The organism is Pseudomonas sp. NPDC078700, from assembly GCF_044542375.1.
Lineage (GTDB): Bacteria > Pseudomonadota > Gammaproteobacteria > Pseudomonadales > Pseudomonadaceae > Aquipseudomonas.
On sequence record NZ_JBITUI010000006.1, the window covers coordinates 160272 to 180542 of the forward strand.

The 20271-nt window shown below is 54.5% G+C and carries 17 protein-coding genes; 11 read left to right on the plus strand and 6 right to left on the minus strand.

The window, feature by feature from the left end; genetic code table 11:
• The first annotated feature begins 28 nt into the window (after positions 1–28).
• The 3 genes from ACIGCM_RS19550 to icd all read left to right on the plus strand — a co-directional run bounded on the left by ACIGCM_RS19550 (position 29) and on the right by icd (position 4804).
• The gene (locus tag ACIGCM_RS19550; protein WP_397503714.1) at positions 29–2143 is read left to right on the plus strand and encodes a type I secretion system permease/ATPase; all 2115 of its coding nucleotides are present in this window, start codon (positions 29–31) and stop codon (positions 2141–2143) included.
• A gap of 57 nt (positions 2144–2200) precedes the next feature.
• Positions 2201–3352 carry an HlyD family type I secretion periplasmic adaptor subunit gene (locus ACIGCM_RS19555; protein ID WP_397503818.1) on the plus strand — a complete coding sequence of 384 codons (1152 nt, stop codon included), beginning with the start codon at positions 2201–2203 and terminating at the stop codon, positions 3350–3352.
• A 195-nt stretch (positions 3353–3547) separates the two neighbouring features.
• Positions 3548–4804: an NADP-dependent isocitrate dehydrogenase gene (gene icd / locus ACIGCM_RS19560; protein ID WP_397503715.1), complete on the plus strand. Its 1257-nt coding sequence runs from the start codon at positions 3548–3550 to the stop codon at positions 4802–4804.
• A 59-nt stretch (positions 4805–4863) separates the two neighbouring features.
• On the opposite strand, the gene cspD is transcribed toward icd, so the two are convergent.
• Positions 4864–5127, minus strand: coding sequence for a cold shock domain-containing protein CspD (gene cspD / locus ACIGCM_RS19565; RefSeq protein ID WP_397503716.1), 264 nt, complete (start codon positions 5125–5127; stop codon positions 4864–4866).
• Positions 5128–5363: 236 nt separating this feature from the next.
• Here cspD and clpS point away from each other — a divergent pair, with 236 nt between their 5' ends.
• Together clpS and clpA are read left to right on the plus strand one after the other, a co-directional pair.
• Positions 5364–5726: an ATP-dependent Clp protease adapter ClpS gene (clpS, locus tag ACIGCM_RS19570; protein ID WP_397503717.1), complete on the plus strand. Its 363-nt coding sequence runs from the start codon at positions 5364–5366 to the stop codon at positions 5724–5726.
• Between the two features lie 29 nt (positions 5727–5755).
• Complete coding sequence (clpA, locus tag ACIGCM_RS19575) at positions 5756–8026, plus strand: ATP-dependent Clp protease ATP-binding subunit ClpA (RefSeq protein WP_397503718.1); 2271 nt, start codon at positions 5756–5758, stop codon at positions 8024–8026.
• 211 nt (positions 8027–8237) lie between these two features.
• Here the strand turns inward: clpA and infA are convergent, their stop codons facing one another.
• The 4 genes from infA to trxB form a co-directional block, all read right to left on the minus strand.
• The gene (gene infA, locus ACIGCM_RS19580) at positions 8238–8456 is read right to left on the minus strand and encodes a translation initiation factor IF-1 (protein WP_002553999.1); all 219 of its coding nucleotides are present in this window, start codon (positions 8454–8456) and stop codon (positions 8238–8240) included.
• Positions 8457–8700: 244 nt separating this feature from the next.
• Complete coding sequence (locus ACIGCM_RS19585) at positions 8701–9408, minus strand: arginyltransferase (RefSeq protein WP_397503719.1); 708 nt, start codon at positions 9406–9408, stop codon at positions 8701–8703.
• 70 nt (positions 9409–9478) lie between these two features.
• The gene (gene aat, locus ACIGCM_RS19590; protein ID WP_397503720.1) at positions 9479–10159 is read right to left on the minus strand and encodes a leucyl/phenylalanyl-tRNA--protein transferase; all 681 of its coding nucleotides are present in this window, start codon (positions 10157–10159) and stop codon (positions 9479–9481) included.
• 64 nt (positions 10160–10223) lie between these two features.
• Entirely contained in the window at positions 10224–11174 is a 951-nt protein-coding gene (trxB, locus tag ACIGCM_RS19595; protein WP_397503721.1) for a thioredoxin-disulfide reductase, read from the minus strand.
• 275 nt (positions 11175–11449) lie between these two features.
• On the opposite strand from trxB, the gene ftsK reads away from it, so the two are divergent.
• The 6 genes from ftsK (at position 11450) to cysG (ending at position 19146) form a co-directional block, all read left to right on the plus strand.
• The gene (gene ftsK, locus ACIGCM_RS19600) at positions 11450–13822 is read left to right on the plus strand and encodes a DNA translocase FtsK (RefSeq protein ID WP_397503819.1); all 2373 of its coding nucleotides are present in this window, start codon (positions 11450–11452) and stop codon (positions 13820–13822) included.
• Between the two features lie 66 nt (positions 13823–13888).
• Positions 13889–14515, plus strand: coding sequence for an outer membrane lipoprotein chaperone LolA (lolA, locus tag ACIGCM_RS19605; protein ID WP_397503722.1), 627 nt, complete (start codon positions 13889–13891; stop codon positions 14513–14515).
• A gap of 8 nt (positions 14516–14523) precedes the next feature.
• Entirely contained in the window at positions 14524–15849 is a 1326-nt protein-coding gene (locus ACIGCM_RS19610; protein WP_397503723.1) for a replication-associated recombination protein A, read from the plus strand.
• A complete protein-coding gene (gene crcB / locus ACIGCM_RS19615) occupies positions 15846–16220 on the plus strand; it encodes a fluoride efflux transporter CrcB (RefSeq protein ID WP_397503724.1) in 375 nt (124 codons plus the stop codon). Before ACIGCM_RS19610 ends, crcB begins: the two co-directional genes overlap by 4 nt.
• 155 nt (positions 16221–16375) lie before the next feature.
• Positions 16376–17656 (plus strand): serine--tRNA ligase, encoded by a 1281-nt coding sequence (gene serS / locus ACIGCM_RS19620; protein WP_397503725.1) that lies wholly within the window; start codon positions 16376–16378, stop codon positions 17654–17656.
• 95 nt (positions 17657–17751) lie between these two features.
• Positions 17752–19146 carry a siroheme synthase CysG gene (cysG, locus tag ACIGCM_RS19625; RefSeq protein WP_397503820.1) on the plus strand — a complete coding sequence of 465 codons (1395 nt, stop codon included), beginning with the start codon at positions 17752–17754 and terminating at the stop codon, positions 19144–19146.
• A 21-nt stretch (positions 19147–19167) separates the two neighbouring features.
• Here cysG and ACIGCM_RS19630 read toward each other — a convergent pair whose 3' ends face one another.
• Positions 19168–20169 carry a glutathione S-transferase family protein gene (locus ACIGCM_RS19630; protein ID WP_397503726.1) on the minus strand — a complete coding sequence of 334 codons (1002 nt, stop codon included), beginning with the start codon at positions 20167–20169 and terminating at the stop codon, positions 19168–19170.
• Positions 20170–20271: the final 102 nt, after the last annotated feature.

Genomic DNA, 20271 nt, shown 5'->3' on the forward strand with positions numbered 1-20271 from the left:
ATTTTGATTGCTATGCAGGTTATTTTTGATGAGCCATTTGATACCCGATCATGAGTCATGGCTGTCAGCAATGCTGATGGTGGCGAAGCATTACCGTTTGGACTATTCCGAAGAGCATGTTCGAGTTGCGCTGAGCTGGGAGCAAGGCACCCCGCTGGATTTGCTGATAGACGACATGGGTCGCCAGCTTGGGCTTGATTCATACCTGACCGCTTTTTCTGAGAACTATCTTGATCCCTGGCGTATGCCGCTTATCGTTCAACTGCGCAAAGGACAGGTCGCGGTGCTTGAGCATGTGGATAGCGACGGGCAGGTCTGTGTGCAGTTCAGTAATGAGGGTGGGCTGGCGCTGTGCATGAGCGCCACAGAGCTGTCAGAGCAGGTTGAATGTTTGCTGATAGTACGTCCACTGAGGGCCAATGCTGATATCCGTGTTGATGAGTACATCAAGCCGTTCAAAAAAAACTGGTTCTGGGCAATTGCGCTGCGTGACTGGCGTCGTTATGGCGAAATCATTGCGACTTCGCTAGGGGTTAATGTCTTGGCGTTAGCCAGCATTCTATTTTCTTTGCAAGTCTATGATCGGGTTATTCCCGCACAGTCATATCCAACCCTGTGGGTCTTGTTTGGTGGCCTGCTTCTGGCTGTCGTATTTGAGTTCAGCTTGCGCATGCTGCGCACTTACATCTCCGACTCTATCGGTAAGCGCGCCGATCTTAAAATTTCCGATCGGGTTCTGGGTCATGCCTTGCGTGTGCAGAACAGCGCCCGGTCAAAATCCACAGGTGCGTTTATTTCGCAGATCCGCGAGCTTGACCAGGTCCGGGAGTTGATTACCTCCACGACTATCGGTGCGGTAGCCGATTTACCCTTCTTTTTCCTGTTTGTCTTTATTCTGTGGATGATCGGCGGGCCACTGGTTTATGTGGTGCTGGCAGCCGTCCCAATGCTGGTTATACCTGGGTTGCTGGTGCAAAAACCCTTCGCCAAGTTGTCCCGTTATGGCATGCGAGAGTCAGCCATTCGCAACGCTACCTTGGTTGAGGCAGTTGAGTGCGTTGAAGATATCAAGCTGCTACGCGCCGAACAGCGTTTTCAGAATCAATGGAATCACAGCAATGAGGTCGCGGCGAAAATCAGTATGGGCCAACGCTTTTTGACCGCGCTGTTGATGACCTGGACACAGCAGGTTTCGACGCTGGTCTATGCCTCGGTGTTACTGATTGGTTGCTACAAGGTTATTCAAGGTGATCTGACCACAGGTGCATTGGTCGCCATGACTTTGTTGTCATCTCGCACCATTGCGCCGCTCTCGCAGATTACCGCTGTGCTGTCCCGCTGGCAGCAAGCCAAGGTGGCGCGTCAGGGCCTGGATGAGCTGATGAGTCGACCGGTTGATCAGCCCGAGCGGGGTAAGGCCGTGCACAAGGCGATGCTGCGGGGTGCTTATCAACTGCAAGGCGTGGAGTTTGGCTACGATCCCGAAGGGAAAAGCTCAGATATCAGTATCGCGGCACTAACCATCAAACCGGGAGAGAAAATAGCCGTGCTCGGTCGCAATGGCGCCGGTAAATCTACGTTATTGCAGTTGTTATCTGGCATGCGCTTTCCCGGCCAAGGGCAGCTATTGCTCGACGATGTTGCAATCACCTCTCTGGATACCGCCGACCTGCGTCGCGACATGGGCTTTTTGCATCAGAACTCGCGGCTATTTTTTGGCTCCATTCGCGACAATCTGACCATGGGGCGGCCGCTAGCCACTGACGAAGAAATCTACCGCGCATTGCAGATGAGCGGGGCGCTGAGTTTCGTTCAGAAACAGACCATGGCCCTCGACTACATGATTCTTGAAGGCGGCTACGGCCTCTCGGGTGGCCAGCGTCAAGCACTGTTGTTGGCACGTGTGCTGATCAGCCAACCCAATATCGTCTTGCTCGATGAGCCCACTGCGGCGATGGATGATGTAACCGAGCGTGAAGTGATCGCCCAGCTCAACGATTGGCTGGGCCCGCGCACCCTAATTCTGGCTACACACCGCCCAGCGCTGCTGGAGTTGGTCGAACGGGTGATTATTGTGGATGACGGAAAAATCGCCATGGATGGTGAAAAGAGTCAAATCCTCAACCAGGTTGCACAACGCTAACATTCGTTGAGTAGGTGAGCTGTGAACAATCAATCAGCAATAAAACCTTCGCTAAGCATGCTCCAACGCGAGCCACAGTTGCCCCGAGCAAGCCTGACCCTATGGCTCATACTGCAGCTGTTAAGCAGTTTTCTCGCTTGGGCTTGGTATTTTGAGTTGGCCGAAGTCACAACCGGTATTGGCAAAATTGTGCCCTCTGCGCACGAACAGACCATTCAATCGCTTGAGGGCGGGATTCTGCAAAAGCTCTATGTGCGCACCGGCGATATTGTTGAGAAAGGTCAAACATTGGCGCAACTGGATATCATCAAATCTGAATCGGCGGTGCAGGAAAGTCGCTCGCGATATATCGCGGCGCTGGCTACCGCCGCCCGCCTGCGGGCAGAAGTTGATGGCGCTGAGTTGACCTTTCCTGCTGAGCTCGATGCCCAGCCGCAACTGACACGTGCAGAAACCCAGCTTTACCAATCGCGACGCAACAGTCTGGAAACCCGAATTGCCGGGCTCAAGGCTGAGCTAGATCTGGTTGGGAAGGAGTTGCGCATGACCGCGCCTTACGTTGCCAAAGGCGCGGTCAGTGCTGTGGATGTGTTGCGCCTGCGCAGGCAGATCAGTGAGTTGCAAAACAAACTGGCCGACACCCGCAGCCAATACCTGGTTAAGGCCCGTGAAGAGTTGGCCAAGGCCAGCGCTGATGTGCAATCGCTGCGCTCGGTGATTCGCGGACGTCAAGACTCGCTGAGTCGTTCGACCCTGACGGCGCCGGTGCGTGGCATCGTCAAGGATGTAGAAGTCACCACCACAGGCGGTGTGATTCCCCCCAATGGCAAGCTCATGACGATTGTGCCCTTGGATGACAGCATTTTGGTTGAGGCGCGAATCTCGCCGCGAGATATAGCGTTTATTCATCCGCAGCAGTCGGCGCTGGTCAAAGTGACCGCCTACGACTATTCCATTTATGGTGGCTTGAAGGGGCAAGTCACAATCATCTCGCCCGACACCATTCAAGATGAGGTCAGGCGCGATGAGTTCTATTACCGTGTCTACATTAAAACCGACTCTGCGCAGTTGGAAAACAGGGCGCAGCAGACGTTTCCGATCTTCCCCGGAATGATTGCCACCGTGGACATTAGTACGGGTAAAAAGACCGTTCTCGACTATTTGCTTAAGCCCTTCAATAAAGCCCAAGAGGCTTTGCGCGAGCGCTAAGCCGGGTGCCTAGGTCATAAATTGCAATATTTCTGGCATAGCCTGCTGTGTGCTGATTATTCAGGTTTTAGGCGCACACCCGCTGCCCGCGATTGGTGCAAAACCTGTAAGGTGGTGCTGCATCTTAAGGGTTGTCTAGATTTACTGCGCTACGCTTAAAGGCAATCGAAGGGTTCATTCAAACAGGAGTTCAGCATGGGTTACCAAAAGATCCAGATACCGGCAGTCGGTGACAAAATTACCGTTAATGCAGATATGTCGCTTAACGTCCCGAATAATCCGGTTATTCCCTATATCGAAGGGGATGGCATCGGCGTTGATATCAGCCCCGTTATGATCAAGGTGGTCGATGCTGCTGTTGCCAAAGCTTACGATGGCAAGCGCAAGATTTCCTGGATGGAAGTGTTTGCCGGCGAAAAGGCCACCCAGGTCTACGATCAGGACACCTGGCTGCCTAAGGAAACGCTGGAGGCGGTGCGCGACTATGTCGTCTCGATCAAGGGCCCGCTGACGACGCCAGTCGGTGGCGGTATTCGTTCGCTTAACGTGGCACTGCGTCAGGAGCTGGACCTGTATGTCTGTCAGCGTCCCGTGCGCTGGTTCACGGGCGTGCCGAGCCCCGTGAAGAAGCCGGGTGACGTGGACATGGTGATCTTTCGTGAGAACTCGGAAGACATCTACGCCGGCGTGGAGTGGAAGGCGGGCTCGCCTGAAGCGGAAAAGGTTATCAAGTTCCTGACTGAAGAAATGGGTGTGAAAAAAATCCGTTTCACCGAAAACTGCGGTATCGGGATCAAGCCGGTTTCGCTTGAAGGCACCAAGCGCCTGGTGCGCAAGGCCATGCAGTACGCAGTCGATAACGATCGTAGCTCGGTGACCATCGTGCACAAAGGCAACATCATGAAGTTCACCGAAGGTGCCTTCAAGGAATGGGGCTACGAAGTTGCGCGCGATGAGTTCGGCGCTGAGTTACTCGACGGTGGCCCATGGATGCAGTTTAAAAACCCGAAAACCGGCAAGAACATTGTGGTCAAAGATGTGATTGCCGATGCCATGTTGCAGCAGATCTTATTGCGTCCGGCTGAGTACGACGTGATCGCCACGCTAAACCTCAACGGCGATTATCTATCCGATGCCCTGGCCGCCGAGGTAGGCGGAATTGGGATTGCGCCGGGAGCCAACCTTTCCGACACCATCGCCATGTTCGAGGCGACTCACGGTACAGCGCCAAAGTATGCAGGCCAGGACAAGGTCAATCCGGGTTCGTTGATTCTTTCTGCCGAGATGATGCTGCGCCATATGGGGTGGGTTGAAGCCGCTGACTTGTTGATCAAGGGCACTGAAGGCGCAATTGACGCCAAGACCGTGACCTATGATTTCGAGCGCTTGATGGAAGGCTCCAAGCTGATGTCGTGTTCGGAGTTTGGCGACCAGATGATTGCCCACATGTAGCCAGCAGGCAAAGAAAAGCCGGTTAAATAACCGGCTTTTTCGTGGGCTAATACCCAGAGTTAGACTTCAACAGGCGTTTCCTGGGGCTGGTTGACAGCAACGGGTGTCCCGGTACTGGCCGTGACGTTGTTGATGTTGACGGCATGCAGTCCTTTGGGGCCTTGAATAATATCAAAGCTCACAGGTTGACCGGCTTTTAGTGTTTTGTAGCCGTCCATTTGGATCGCCGAATAATGGGCGAACAGGTCCTCATCGCCGCCATCGGCCACAATAAAGCCATAACCTTTAGCGTTGTTGAACCACTTGACCTTACCGCTTAGCATGCTGATATCCCTCTGCAAAGAACCCCGTCTCTGGGGTATCATCCACTTTGATCGCGCACCATCCCCCTTATTTTCGTATAAGGGCTACGGCGCGAAACCCCTTACACCCAGTCCGGGTATTTATTGTTTGTAACACCGATTTGCCGTTAGTCAAGGTGAATCAGTACAGAAATAGTGACTTTTCCCATACTTTAGGATTGGGTTACCCATCCTCCTCACAACGAACTTTTACAACCATGCATGCAAGTAGCCAGATTCGACTAACATTCAATCAGGATAAACCTGCACCACATGAGGACGATTCCTCGGGCATCGCCGTACAGGAATCGAAGCCCGCTCTGCAGGCTCCACCAATGTACAAAGTTATTTTGTTTAATGACGATTACACGCCAATGGATTTCGTAGTCGAGGTGCTGGAGACATTTTTCAGCCTGAATCGCGAGCTGGCGACAAAAATTATGCTGACCGTCCATACAGAAGGACGGGCCGTATGCGGTGTGTTTACCCGCGATGTTGCCGAAACTAAGGCAATGCTGGTAAACCAATACGCAAAAGAGAGCCAGCATCCACTACTCTGTGAGATTGAGAAGGACGGTTAGTACCGTTCGCTTGGGCATGAGGTGAAGCTATGTTAAATCGAGAGCTCGAAGTAACCCTCAACTTGGCATTCAAGGAGGCTCGTACAAAGCGTCATGAGTTCATGACAGTAGAGCACTTGCTACTGGCCCTACTGGATAACGAGGCTGCAGCAAGCGTGCTGCGTGCCTGCGGTGCAAACCTGGATAAACTACGGCATGACTTGCTGGAATTTATCGACTCCACTACACCACTGATCCCCGTCCATGATGAAGAACGTGAAACCCAGCCTACCTTGGGGTTTCAGCGTGTTTTGCAGCGCGCGGTCTTTCATGTGCAAAGCTCTGGCAAGCGTGAAGTAACAGGCGCTAACGTGCTGGTGGCAATTTTTAGCGAGCAAGAAAGCCAGGCTGTATTCCTGCTTAAGCAACAAAGCGTCGCGCGCATTGACGTGGTCAACTTCATTGCCCACGGCATTTCCAAAGTGCCGGGTCATGGCGGGCAGCCCGATGGCGAGCAGGACATGGGTGATGAAGAAGGCGGCGAGTCTTCTGTTTCTGGCAATCCGCTGGATTCCTTCGCCAGTAACCTCAATGAGCTAGCACGCCAGGGGCGGATCGATCCGTTGGTGGGTCGTGAAGCTGAAGTTGAGCGTGTTGCGCAGATCCTTGCGCGCCGGCGTAAAAACAATCCCTTGCTGGTCGGTGAGGCGGGCGTGGGTAAAACCGCAATCGCTGAAGGGCTGGCCAAGCGCATTGTCGACAACCAGGTTCCCGACTTGCTGGCTGACAGCATTGTCTACTCTCTGGACCTCGGTGCGCTGCTGGCAGGCACGAAATACCGCGGTGACTTTGAAAAGCGCCTCAAAGCGTTGCTCAACGAGCTACGCAAGCGCCCACACGCGATTCTGTTCATTGATGAGATCCACACCATCATTGGTGCTGGTGCGGCCTCAGGCGGCGTCATGGACGCGTCAAACCTGCTCAAGCCCATGCTGTCTTCGGGTGAGATCCGTTGCATCGGCTCAACGACCTTCCAGGAGTTCCGCGGGATTTTTGAGAAAGACCGCGCCCTTGCAAGACGCTTCCAAAAAGTAGATGTGGTTGAGCCGTCAGTGGACGACACCATCAGCATCTTGCGTGGTCTGCGTGCGCGTTTCGAACTGCACCACGACATTGAATACACTGACGAGGCGTTGCGTGCCGCAGCCGAGCTGGCTTCGCGCTACATCAATGACCGGCATATGCCGGACAAAGCCATTGATGTCATCGACGAAGCTGGGGCGTATCAGCGTCTGCAGCCAATCGACAAGCGAGCTAAGCGGATTGATGTGCCTGAGGTTGAAGATATCGTCGCTAAAATCGCACGTATTCCGCCTAAGCACGTCAGCAGCTCCGATAAAGAACTGCTGCGTAATCTTGAGCGCGACCTTAAACTCACCGTATTCGGTCAAGAGGCGGCTATCGACTCGTTGTCGACGGCTATCAAGCTCTCGCGTGCCGGTCTCAAGGCACCAGACAAACCCGTCGGCTCGTTCCTGTTTGCCGGCCCTACGGGTGTGGGTAAAACCGAGGCAGCCCGTCAGTTGTCAAAATCCCTGGGGATCGAGCTGATTCGCTTCGATATGTCCGAGTACATGGAGCGCCATACCGTTTCGCGATTGATCGGTGCGCCGCCGGGCTATGTCGGATTTGATCAGGGTGGCCTGCTGACTGAGGCAATCACCAAAACACCGCATTGCGTGTTGCTGCTCGATGAAATCGAGAAGGCGCACCCTGAGGTGTTTAACTTGCTGCTGCAGGTGATGGATCACGGCACATTGACTGACAACAACGGTCGCAAAGCCGATTTCCGTAATGTCATTCTGATTATGACCACCAATGCGGGTGCAGAAACTGCTGCCCGTGCATCCATTGGTTTCACCCATCAGGATCACTCAAGTGATGCGATGGAGGTCATCAAGAAGAGCTTCACGCCGGAATTCCGCAACCGCCTGGATACCATTATCCAGTTTGGTCGTCTGAATACAGAGGTAATCAAAAGCATCGTCGACAAGTTCCTTACCGAGCTGCAAGCACAGCTTGAGGACAAGCGCGTCATGCTTGAGGTTAGCGAGGCGGCGCGGACATGGCTGGCAGTATCGGGTTATGACGCAACGATGGGTGCTCGTCCGATGGCGCGCTTGATTCAGGACAAGATCAAGCGTCCTCTGGCAGAAGAAATTCTGTTTGGCGAGTTGTCAGAGCATGGCGGCGTTGTGCATATCGACCTCGAAGGCGGTGAATTAACCTTTGAGTTCGAAACAACGGCCGAGATGGCGTAACCGAGACAGCCCGATCAAGCGCACAATTGTGCGCTTGGTCGGGTGCTATAGCTTAAATCGCGACAACAAAAATGCCCGGCTAATAACCGGGCATTTTTTGTATTTGCTTGAGGCAAATACCCTTGAAGCGCGCTGCTCCGCAAAATCTAAAAGGATTTATCTAGCGAGATAACAGGCCTGCTAAATACTTGCGTGCTGCGCTTCGGTGCTATTAACGGGCGCGGTAGGTGATGCGACCTTTGCTAAGGTCGTATGGCGTTAGCTCAACGCGCACCTTGTCGCCAGTTAAAATACGGATGTAGTTTTTGCGCATCTTTCCGGAGATGTGCGCAGTTACGACGTGCCCATTTTCCAACTCCACACGAAACATGGTGTTGGGCAGGGTGTCGACGACAGTGCCTTCCATTTCGAAGCTGTCTTCTTTCGACATGCAGTAAAGCCCTCGGTATCCAATGAATGGCCCGGTGCAACTGGCGCCAGGCAAAAGCGGCGTGCATTGTGCCCGAAAACAGGTGCTTACGCCAAGTGATCCTCTGAAAAAGGTGGCGAAGTACGGTTGTTTAAGGCAAAAAAATGCGAAAAAACACAGAGTGGTGTCTGTCAGATTCGCATTGTTGGCCCCTATGCTCGGTCTGGCTAGGGGCGCAGTATCTTAGCAGAATAGGCAGAGCGCTTCACGCAAGTGTCATCCAGCGCTGGTTAATAAATAGCTCAATGGGTCGATACTGGGTTTTGTAGTTCATCTTTCTGCAGCTTTTGATCCAGTAACCCAAATACACCGCATGCAGGCCCAGCCGGACTGTTTCGGTTATTTGCCAGAGAATCGCGAAGCGGCCCAGGCTGCGGCGCTCCTCGCTTGGCTCATAAAAGGTGTAGACCGCCGAGAGGCCATTGGGCAATACGTCGGTAACAGCGAGGGCAACCAGCCGGCCATTAAGGCGAAACTCGAAAAAACGGCAAAAAGGCAGGTCGCGCACTAGAAATGTGGAAAATTGCTCTCTACTGGGTGGGTACATGTCGCCATCGGCATGGCGTTGTTCGATATAGCGCGAATACAGCCCGTAGTACTCTTCGGTAAATGCTGGGCGCACGCCCGTGACCTGGATGTCGCTGTTGCGCTTGATTATCCGCCGCTGCTGGCGGTTAGGGCTGAAGGCCTCTGCCGGAATACGCGCAGGCACACATGCCGTACAGCCTTGGCAGTGTGGACGGTATAGGTGATCGCCGCTGCGCCGAAAACCCATTTCCGATAACTCTGCGTAGACCTGACCATCCATTGGTTGGCTAGGGTCTAGAAACAGCGTTGTTGCCTGTTCGTCGGGCAGGTAACTGCATGGGTGTGGCTGGGTCGCATAAAACTTCAGACGGGCCAGCTCGGTCATGGTTGACTCTCGTGGAATGCCTTTGATCAGTGTAAGCCAGACAAGCTGACTCGACTAGCTGATACAGCAGCTAGGGGTGCCATTTGATTGTGCAGGGCTGATCAAGGTGATTATTCAAGGTGTCGGCAAACTGTTGGCGGCTGATCGCTCTGGCGCCGAAGCTGTGCAGGTGGTTTGTGGGCATCTGGCAATCAATCATCACAAAACCAGCAGCCTTTAGGTGCTCAACCAGGGTCACAAAGCCGACTTTTGAGGCGTTATCGGCGCGACTGAACATTGATTCACCAAAAAACAGCTGGCCCATGGCAAGGCCGTACAGGCCGCCGACCAATTGCTGATCCTGCCAAACTTCCACCGAGTGCGCCAAGCCGCGCTTGTGCAGCTCAAGGTAGGCATTACGCATTGCACCGGTAATCCAGGTGTCATCGGCGTAAGCCCGTGGCTCTGAGCAGGCGGTGATAACCGCCGCGAAATCTTGATCGAAGGTGACGCGGTAGCGACCCTGGCGCAGAACTTTACTCAGGCTGCGCGAGATATGCAGTTCATCAGGAAATAGCACGGTGCGCGGGTCGGGTGACCACCAAAGAACCGGCTGGCCATCACTAAACCAGGGAAAGCAGCCATGGCGATAAGCCTTGATCAGGCGTTCAGCGCTCAAGTCGCCGCCTGCCGCGAGTAACCCATTGGGTTCTTGCAGAGCCTTATCGAGTGGAGGAAAGTGCAGGGAGTCGCGTTGTAACCAGGTCAGCATGGAATTTGCCCGGAAGAGGGTAGGGCGGCGGTGATTACCGGCCGCCCAGTAGAGCAGGTACGGATCAGATATCGTCTAGGAACTTCTCGGCATCCAATGCGGCCATGCAGCCAGCACCTGCTGAGGTGATGGCCTGGCGGTAAACGTGGTCAGCCACATCGCCAGCGGCGAATACGCCTTCAATAGCAGTCGCGGTGGCATTACCTTCGCTGCCGCCTTTGATCTTCAGGTAGCCGTCATGCATTTCAAGCTGACCCTTGAACAGGTCGGTGTTCGGCTTGTGACCAATGGCGATAAATACGCCTGCCAAAGGCAAGTCCTGGGTTTCACCCGTTTCGGTGCTCTTTAAGCGTGCGCCAGTCACACCGGATGCATCGCCCAGGACTTCTTCGAGAGTAGTATTCCAGTGCATGCGCATGTTGCCGTTGGCGACTTTATCGAACAGCTTGTCCTGGAGGATTTTCTCAGAGCGCAGCTTATCGCGGCGGTGTACCAAGTGAACTTCTTTGGCGATATTCGACAGGTATAGCGCTTCTTCAACAGCCGTGTTGCCGCCACCGATAACTGCAACCACTTGGTTGCGGTAGAAGAAGCCGTCGCAGGTGGCGCAGGCTGACACACCTTTGCCGGCGAATGCATCTTCCGACGGCAGCCCCAGATACTGGGCGCTGGCACCGGTGGCAATAATCAAGGCGTCGCAGCTGTAAGTGCCGCTGTCGCCCTTGAGAATGAATGGGCGTTGCTGCAACTCGGCGGTGTTGATGTGGTCGTAGACAATCTCGGTGTCAAAACGCTCGGCGTGTTTCTGCATGCGCTCCATCAGTGCAGGGCCGGTCAGGCCTTCAACATCACCTGGCCAGTTGTCGACTTCGGTGGTGGTGGTCAATTGGCCGCCAGGCTGAATGCCGGTGATGATGACCGGCTTAAGATTTGCCCGTGCTGCGTAGACAGCTGCACTGTAACCGGCAGGGCCGGAACCTAGAATTATCAGACGTGAATGCTTGACTTCGCTCATAGAAACACCTCATAAGCCTTTGTCACCAAAGAGAATGCATGCTCAAATTGAACTGCGCGGAAATAGCTTGGCGGCTATGCTACACCGAAGCAGGCGTTAACGGGAGTCGGGGGCGATCGCCTGCGGCAAAACCACGCGCAAACCTGCATGGAGCATGGCGTCGCGCCGGTAAACCCGTACAATAGGTTGATAAGCCATAATTCGCCATTAGCCTTATTGCAGGCTGGTAGCACAGGAACAGATGCGTTTTGAAGAAAACTAGCCCTACAGCTCAAATGCCCATGTGGCGCCAGCAATTACCGTATCGACTCAAGGAAGGGGCGCTTATTGCCCTCGGAGCACTGTGCCTGTACGTCTGGATGGCCTTGCTCACCTATGACCCGAACGACCCCGGCTGGACCCACACCAGTAATGCCGCACAGGTCCAGAATGCTGCTGGTCGCGCTGGGGCGTGGTCAGCGGACATCTTATTCATGGCACTTGGCTATTTCGCCTATCTGTTCCCGCTCTTGCTTGGGGTTAAAGCCCTGCAGGTGTTCCGTGCGCGGCACGAACCCTGGCAATGGAGCGGTTGGCTGTTCTCCTGGCGTTTGATTGGCTTGGTGTTTCTCGTGCTCTCAGGTGCGGCACTGGCTTATATCCATTTCCCTGCCGGTAACAGCATGCCTGCCTCATCTGGCGGCGCGTTGGGTGAAAGCATTGGTCAGTTGGCTGAAAACGCCTTGAATGTGCAGGGCAGTACACTGCTGCTGATCGCTTTATTCTTATTTGGGTTGACCATTTTTACCGACTTGTCTTGGTTCAAGGTGATGGACCTGACCGGCAAAATAACCTTGGATTTGTTCGAACTTATCCAAAGTCTGGGTAATCGCTGGTGGAATGCGCGGGCTGAGCGCAAACAGTTGCGCATTCAATTGCGTGAAGTTGACGAGCGCGTGGCTGAAGTAGCCGCACCAATGGCGCGCGACAGACGCGACCAAGTCAAAGTCAAAGAGCGCCTGATTGAGCGTGAAGAATCGCTTAATAAACACATGAGCTCCCGTGAGGGGCGCCCGGCGCCAATCATTACGCCGCCTTCAGCACCGGCTGTGCCTGAGCAGAGCAAGCGTGTGCAGAAAGAAAAGCAGGTGCCGCTGTTTGTTGATAGCGCCATCGAAGGCACTTTGCCGCCGATCTCCTTGCTCGATGCTGCCGAAAAGGTGCAAAAGCAATTCTCGCCAGAGTCCCTTGAGGCCATGTCGCGACTAGTCGAAATCAAGCTCAAGGAGTTTGGTGTTGAGGTTGTTGTCGAGTCGGTTCATCCCGGCCCGGTTATTACCCGTTTCGAGATCCAGCCTGCAGCCGGGGTCAAGGTCAGCCGTATCTCCAACCTGGCCAAAGACCTTGCACGCTCAATGGCGGTGATCAGTGTGCGGGTGGTTGAAGTGATTCCTGGCAAGACCACCGTGGGTATTGAGATCCCTAACGAAGATCGCCAAATGGTGCGTTTCTCCGAGGTGTTGTCGTCTCCTGAGTACGACGATGCCAAGTCCCCGGTTACCTTGGCCTTGGGTCATGACATTGGCGGCAAGCCGGTGATTACAGACTTGGCCAAGTTCCCCCATTTGCTGGTTGCCGGTACCACGGGCTCCGGTAAGTCGGTGGGTGTAAACGCCATGATTCTGTCGATCCTGTTTAAGGCGACGCCTGAAGAGGCGCGCTTGATCATGATTGACCCGAAAATGCTTGAATTATCGATCTATGAGGGCATTCCGCACTTGCTCTGCCCGGTAGTGACCGACATGAAAGAGGCTGCCAACTCGCTGCGCTGGAGTGTGGCTGAGATGGAGCGCCGCTACAAACTCATGTCGAAGATGGGCGTGCGTAACCTCGCAGGTTTTAACCGTAAGGTTAAGGACGCAATTGAGGCCGGCACACCGCTGCCTGATCCGCTCTATCGCCGCGAAAGCATGGAAGATGAAGCGCCGCTGCTCAAGCCGTTGCCTACCATTGTGGTGGTGGTCGATGAATTTGCTGACATGATGATGATCGTCGGCAAGAAGGTTGAAGAACTGATCGCCCGTATCGCCCAGAAAGCCCGTGCTGCTGGCATTCATTTGATTCTTGCGACCCAGCGCCCATCGGTTGACGTAATCACCGGTTTGATCAAGGCCAACATCCCGACGCGCATGGCCTTTCAGGTGTCGAGCAAGATCGACTCCCGAACCATTCTTGATCAGGGTGGTGCTGAGCAGTTGCTGGGCCATGGTGACATGCTGTATCTGCCGCCCGGAACGGGCTTGCCGATTCGTGTGCACGGCGCCTTTGTTTCCGATGAAGAAGTTCACCGCGTGGTTGAAGCGTGGAAGTTGCGCGGCACGCCGGATTACATCGAAGAAATTCTGGCCGGTGGTGAGGAGTCTGGCAGTGGCTTCGAAGGTAGCAGCGAAGGCGGTGATGACAGCGAGGATGATCCGCTTTATGACGAAGCCGTACGCTTTGTCACTGAAAGCCGTCGCGCCTCAATTTCAGCTGTGCAGCGCAAGCTCAAGATTGGTTACAACCGTGCCGCACGGATGATCGAATCTATGGAAAACGCCGGTGTCGTAACCTCCATGAGCACCAATGGTTCTCGTGAAGTTATCGCGCCAAGCCCTGTTCGCGACTAAGGCACCTCTGAGCAAAAGCGCTCAGGGGTTGCGTAATTGTTGTTAAACCGAATTTTAAGGAGTCCCATGCGCCTTATTCGCATGTTGTTAGTGGGTGTACTGAGTTTGGCCAGCCTCAATGCCATGGCTGATGACAGTGCTGCTGTTAAGCGCCTTACCGAGTTGCTCAGCCAAGCGCAGACCATCACCGCGCGTTTCTCCCAGCTGACTCTGGATGGCAGCGGCAGTCAGCTTCAGGAAACTGCTGGCGAGCTTTCACTTAAGCGTCCGGGTCTGTTCCGCTGGCACACCGATGCGCCACAAGAACAGTTGCTGGTGTCCAATGGGCAGAAGGTCTGGCTCTACGACCCGGATCTGGAGCAGGTGACCATCCAGAAGATGGATCAACGTCTGACCCACACGCCAGCGCTTTTGTTGTCCGGTGATGTGTCAAAAATCAGTGAAAGTTTTGATATCAGCTACAAAGAAGCTGGCAACGTAGTTGATTTCACCCTGAAGCCTAAATCCAAGGACACGCTGTTCGATAACCTGCGCTTGTCGTTTCGCAGCGGTGTGGTCAATGACATGCAGCTGATTGACAGCATTGGTCAGCGCACCAATATTCTGTTCCTTAATGTGAAGATGAATCAGCCGATTAAAGAGAGCGAGTTCACCTTTGATGTGCCTAAGGGTGCGGACGTCATTCAAGAGTAAGAGGCCCGATGGATCTGTTTCGCAAGGCGCCTGTCGCTCAACCCCTGGCCGCTCGCCTGCGTGCCACTACGCTGGATGAGTATGTCGGTCAGGAGCACTTGCTCGCCCGCGGCAAGCCGCTGCGAGAGGCGCTAGAGCAGGGCGCATTGCACTCCATGATCTTTTGGGGCCCGCCGGGTGTTGGTAAAACCACTCTGGCGCGCTTGCTGGCTCAAGTCTCTGATGCTCACTTTGAAACTATTTCGGCGGTACTTTCCGGGGTTAAGGAAATTCGTCAGGCCGTCGAAGTGGCTCAGCAACACGCCGCCCAATACGGCCGACAAACCATCCTGTTTGTTGATGAAGTGCACCGCTTCAACAAATCACAACAAGATGCATTCTTGCCCTATGTTGAAGATGGCACACTGATTTTTATCGGTGCGACCACTGAAAACCCGTCGTTTGAGCTCAACAACGCCTTGCTTTCACGGGCGCGGGTTTATGTGCTTAAAAGCCTGGATGAAGCCGCGCTGCGCAAGCTGGTTGACCGCGCCTTGAATGACCCCAAAGGTTTGGCCGATCGCCAGTTGAGCCTGCCCGACGATAGCTTCGCCATTTTGATGGCTGCCGCCGATGGTGATGGCCGTCGGCTGCTCAACTTCCTCGAAAATGCGGCTGATCTTGCTGAAGACGGCGGAGTGATCACGCCGGCCTTACTGCAAGACTTGCTAGGTGACAGCCGTCGGCGCTTTGATAAAGGCGGCGAGGCGTTCTATGACCAGATTTCTGCGCTGCATAAGTCTGTGCGTGGTTCCAGCCCGGATGGTGCGCTGTATTGGTATGCGCGCATGATTGATGGTGGTTGTGACCCGCTGTATCTCGCCCGCCGCGTGGTGCGTATGGCCAGTGAAGATATTGGCAATGCCGACCCGCGCGCACTGAGTCTGTGCTTGTCTGCCTGGGATGTGCAGGAGCGCCTGGGCAGTCCGGAAGGTGAGTTGGCCGTTGCTCAGGCAATCGTCTATCTGGCTTGTGCGCCTAAAAGCAATGCGGTCTATACCGCCTTTAAAGCAGCCATGCGTGATGTCGCCGAGCATGGCTCAATGGAAGTGCCGTTACATCTACGCAACGCGCCGACCAAACTTATGAAGCAGCTTGGCTATGGCGATGAATACCGCTATGCCCATGACGAGCCCGATGCCTTTGCTGCGGGAGAGGACTACTTCCCTGAGCAGATGGAGCCGCGCCAGTATTACCAGCCGGTGCCCCGTGGCCTTGAGTTGAAAATTGGCGACAAATTAAGGCATTTGGCGGCGCAGGATGCTGCCAGTACACGTAAGCGGAGAGATTCATGATCAAGGTGCTCGCAGCGGTGGCTGCTGGTGGCGCAATTGGCAGTTCTCTGCGTTTCCTGACCAGTGTTTGGGTCCAGCGGCATTGGCCGCAACACTTCTACATGGCCACGTTCAGCGTCAATCTTGTCGGTTGCTTTCTGATTGGTTTGCTCAGTGGGTTGTTTTTGACCCGTACCGATATTCCGCTTGAGCTGCGCACGGGGCTTACCGTTGGCTTACTGGGCGGGTTAACCACCTTTTCCTCCTTTAGTCTGGAAACCATTCGCTTGATTGAGGGCGGTCAGGCCGCGGTTGCCTTCGGTTATCTGGCCGCTAGCGTGCTCTGCGGTTTATTAGCGGCGTGGGGCGGATTGTCTTTAGCGCGGCTGTAAAAGGTGCTTTTCTGTTTTTTTGCCCGTGATTGAACGCTGATTGCGACTTTTTTCAGTCCAGCCTTAGCACTCAGCGCCGTGAACCCTTAAACTTCACTCCATTCTGTCTCATGGCTCAGGCCATGTAATTCACACCTTTGTATTGAGATAACAGCATGCTCGACGCCAAACTGGTGCGCACCGAACTTCAAGAAGTCGCTCAGCGCCTTGCTACTCGTGGTTTTCAGCTGGATGTAGCGCGCTTCGAAGAGCTCGAAGCGCAGCGCAAAACCCTGCAAACCCGAACCGAACAATTGCAAGCCGAGCGTAATGCTCGCTCAAAGTCGATTGGTCAGGCTAAGCAGCGCGGCGAAGATATTGCGCCTTTGTTGGCTGAAGTTGATCGCATGGGCAGCGAGCTGGAGCAAGGCAAGCGTGATCTGGACAGCATCCAGGTTGAACTGGACGGCATTCTGCTCAACCTGCCAAACCTGCCACATGAGTCGGTGCCTGTAGGCGCAGACGAAGATGACAACGTAGAAGTACGCCGCTGGGGCACCCCAACAACCTTCGATTTCACCGTTCAGGATCATGTCGCGTTAGGTGAGCAGCATGGTTGGCTGGATTTTGAAACCGCGGCTAAATTGTCCGGTGCGCGCTTTGCCTTGCTGCGTGGCCCAATCGCTCGCCTGCATCGCGCCCTGGCGCAGTTTATGATTAACCTGCACACCGCTGAACACGGTTACGAAGAGGCGTATACGCCTTACTTGGTTCAGGCACCTGCGCTGCAAGGCACTGGCCAGCTGCCTAAGTTTGAAGAAGACCTGTTCAAGATCAGTCGCGAAGGCGAAGCCGACTTCTATCTGATCCCGACCGCTGAAGTGTCACTGACCAACATTGTTGCTGGTGAGATTCTCGACGCTAAGCAGCTGCCGATCAAATTTGTCGCTCACACACCATGTTTCCGCAGCGAAGCGGGCGCTTCGGGTCGCGATACGCGCGGTATGATCCGCCAGCACCAGTTCGACAAGGTTGAGATGGTTCAGGTTGTTGAGCCGAGTGCTTCAGAGCAAGCCCTTGAAGGATTAACCGCCAACGCTGAAAAAGTTCTGCAGTTGCTCGAACTGCCATACCGCGTTCTGTCGTTGTGCACAGGCGATATGGGCTTCAGCGCCGTTAAAACCTATGACCTCGAAGTCTGGGTGCCGAGCCAGGATAAATACCGCGAGATTTCGTCTTGCTCCAACTGTGGTGACTTCCAGGCCCGTCGCATGCAGGCCCGCTACCGTAACCCGGAAACCGGCAAGCCTGAACTGGTCCACACCCTTAATGGTTCGGGTTTAGCGGTAGGCCGTACATTGGTTGCCGTGCTGGAGAACTACCAGCAAGCTGACGGCAGCATCAAGGTGCCAGAAGTACTCAAACCTTATATGGGCGGCATCGAAGTCATCGGTTAATCCGCGATAAGCTAGCAGCTCATCCTGCTAGCCGAGCGACGCCTGTTACGGATGCTGTTGTGTCCGTTGAAGCATTGTTGTCTGTTGAGGCTGCTATGGATTTTCTGCCTTTGTTCCACAAACTCAAAGACCGTGTGGTATTGGTTGTTGGGGGTGGTGAAGTTGCCGTGCGAAAGGCACGCCTATTAGCCGATGCGGGCGCGCGTTTGCGCGTGGTTGCACCAGATATTCGTCCAGAACTCTGCGAGATGGTCGAGGCGGGTGCTGGTGAGTTGTTACTGCGCGGCTACCAAGTCAATGACCTTGCAGGTGTCACCCTGGTTATTGCCGCCAGCGATGATGAGCCATTGAATGCGCAAATCTCCGCCGATGCTCAGGCTTTGGGGATTCCTGTCAATGTGGTGGACGCACCTGCCCTGTGCAGTGTGATATTTCCGGCCATTGTTGATCGCTCGCCCTTGATTGTGGCGATCACCAGCGGCGGCGATGCACCCGTCTTGGCTCGCTTGATTCGTGCCAAGATCGAAACCTGGATTCCCTCGACCTACGGCCAGCTTGCTGGCTTAGCCAAGAAATTTCGTGCGCAGGTCAAGACGTTATTGCCTAATGTTCAGCAGCGCCGGGTCTTTTGGGAGGACGTCTTTCAGGGTCAGATCGCCGAAAGCGTGTTTGCCGGCAAGCTGCACGAAGGTGAGCGACTGCTGGCTGAGAAGGTCGCCGGTTCAGCACCGCAGATGCTCGGCGAAGTCTATTTGGTTGGCGCTGGACCGGGCGATCCGGACCTTCTGACATTCCGTGCATTGCGCCTTATGCAACAGGCTGATGTGGTGCTCTACGACCGCTTGGTTGCCCCCGCTATTATCGAACTCTGTCGTCGCGATGCCGAACGCATTTATGTCGGTAAGCAGCGCGCCGATCACACCGTGCCGCAAGACCAGATCAATCAGCGTTTGGTCGATTTAGCCAAACAAGGCAAGCGGGTACTGCGCCTCAAAGGCGGCGATCCGTTTATCTTCGGTCGCGGCGGTGAGGAGATTGAAGAGCTCGCGGCAAATGGCATTCCTTTTCAGGTCGTGCCGGGTATTACCGCTGCCAGCGGTTGCGCGGCTTATGCCGGGATTCCCCTAACGCATCGTGATCATGCTCAGTCCGTGCGCTTTGTGACTGGCCACTTGAAAGATGGCAGCAGCGATTTACCTTGGGATGAGTTAACGGCCAAAAGCCAAACCCTGGTGTTTTACATGGGCTTGGTCGGCTTGCCGATTATTTGTCAGCAACTGATTGCACATGGTCGCGCTGCCAATACACCGGCAGCGCTAATTGAACAGGGCACCACGCAAAATCAGCGCGTTTATACGGGCACTTTAGCGGACTTGCCACAGCTGGTTGCGGATCACGAAGTTCGTGCGCCGACCTTGGTTATCGTCGGCGAGGTGGTGCAGTTGCGCGAGAAACTGGCATGGTTTGAAGGGGCTCAGGCGAAGGTCTGAGCACCTCCTCAGTTTGCAGATTTACTGACCGCTGTAGATACCTTTGCCGGGTAGTCGTGCACGGTCATGCCCGCGTTGCAGATCCAGTTCCGGGCCCTTGGGCACTATGCCAGTTGGGTTAATGGTGCTGTGGCTGGCGTAGTAATGATGCTTGATGTGCTCGAAGTTCACTGTCTGCGCAATGCTTTGCCATTGATACAATTCGCGCAACCAATTAGACAGATTCGGGAAGTCCTCAATGCGCTTGAGGTTGCACTTGAAGTGCCCGTGATACACGGCATCGAACCGAATTATCGTGGTAAACAGACGCCAATCAGCTTCGGTCAAATATTCCCCGGTCAGGTATCGCTTGCTCTCAAGTATGGCTTCAAGGGTGCTGAGTTCTGCAAACAGTTGATCGAAGGCTTCTTCGTAGGCGTCTTGTGCTGTGGCAAAGCCCGCACGGTAAACGCCGTTGTTCACGGCCGGATAAATCCGCTCGTTGAGCGCGTCGATCTCGCTGCGTAAAGCTTGCGGGTAGAGGTCGAGTTTATTCTCAGTCAGATGGTCAAAGGCGCTATTGAACATGCGGATGATCTCCGCCGATTCATTGCTGACAATCCGCTGCTGTTGTTTGTCCCACAGCAGCGGTACGGTTACGCGGCCTGTGTAGCGTGAATCGTCACGGGTATAACGTTGGTGCAGAAGTTCGAGGTTGTCGAGTTTATCGCCGCTAGAGCCCTTGGCTGTATCGAAAGTCCAGCCATTTTCGCGCATCAACCAGCTGACCACCGAGACGTCAATGAGTGATTCGAGGCCCTTGAGTTGGCGCAATATCAGGGTTCTGTGAGCCCAGGGGCAAGCAAGGCTCACATAAAGATGGTAGCGACCCGCTTCAGCTTTGAATCCGCTATCGCCGCTTGGGCCAGCAGAGCCGTCGGCAGTAACCCAGCTACGGCGCTTGGCGCTTTCGCGCTTAAAGCGGCCGTCGCCTTCGGTGTCATACCACTGGTCTTGCCACTTGCCATCGACTAACAAACCCATACTCTGTGCCTTTCCTTACAGGCGAGGTGGTTTTACACCTCGCCTGTATTGATGAATGATAGGGACAGTCTAGCGCGAGTAAATCGATTAAAAGGCGCAAAA

Coding starts and splice junctions, on each gene's coding strand:
- ACIGCM_RS19550 (WP_397503714.1), top strand. CDS start 29: ATGAGCCATTTGATACCCGATCATGAGTCATGGCTGTCAGCAATGCTG.
- ACIGCM_RS19555 (WP_397503818.1), top strand. CDS start 2,201: ATGCTCCAACGCGAGCCACAGTTGCCCCGAGCAAGCCTGACCCTATGG.
- icd (WP_397503715.1), top strand. CDS start 3,548: ATGGGTTACCAAAAGATCCAGATACCGGCAGTCGGTGACAAAATTACC.
- cspD (WP_397503716.1), bottom strand. CDS start 5,127: ATGCTAAGCGGTAAGGTCAAGTGGTTCAACAACGCTAAAGGTTATGGC.
- clpS (WP_397503717.1), top strand. CDS start 5,364: ATGCATGCAAGTAGCCAGATTCGACTAACATTCAATCAGGATAAACCT.
- clpA (WP_397503718.1), top strand. CDS start 5,756: ATGTTAAATCGAGAGCTCGAAGTAACCCTCAACTTGGCATTCAAGGAG.
- infA (WP_002553999.1), bottom strand. CDS start 8,456: ATGTCGAAAGAAGACAGCTTCGAAATGGAAGGCACTGTCGTCGACACC.
- ACIGCM_RS19585 (WP_397503719.1), bottom strand. CDS start 9,408: ATGACCGAGCTGGCCCGTCTGAAGTTTTATGCGACCCAGCCACACCCA.
- aat (WP_397503720.1), bottom strand. CDS start 10,159: ATGCTGACCTGGTTACAACGCGACTCCCTGCACTTTCCTCCACTCGAT.
- trxB (WP_397503721.1), bottom strand. CDS start 11,174: ATGAGCGAAGTCAAGCATTCACGTCTGATAATTCTAGGTTCCGGCCCT.
- ftsK (WP_397503819.1), top strand. CDS start 11,450: ATGCCCATGTGGCGCCAGCAATTACCGTATCGACTCAAGGAAGGGGCG.
- lolA (WP_397503722.1), top strand. CDS start 13,889: ATGCGCCTTATTCGCATGTTGTTAGTGGGTGTACTGAGTTTGGCCAGC.
- ACIGCM_RS19610 (WP_397503723.1), top strand. CDS start 14,524: ATGGATCTGTTTCGCAAGGCGCCTGTCGCTCAACCCCTGGCCGCTCGC.
- crcB (WP_397503724.1), top strand. CDS start 15,846: ATGATCAAGGTGCTCGCAGCGGTGGCTGCTGGTGGCGCAATTGGCAGT.
- serS (WP_397503725.1), top strand. CDS start 16,376: ATGCTCGACGCCAAACTGGTGCGCACCGAACTTCAAGAAGTCGCTCAG.
- cysG (WP_397503820.1), top strand. CDS start 17,752: ATGGATTTTCTGCCTTTGTTCCACAAACTCAAAGACCGTGTGGTATTG.
- ACIGCM_RS19630 (WP_397503726.1), bottom strand. CDS start 20,169: ATGGGTTTGTTAGTCGATGGCAAGTGGCAAGACCAGTGGTATGACACC.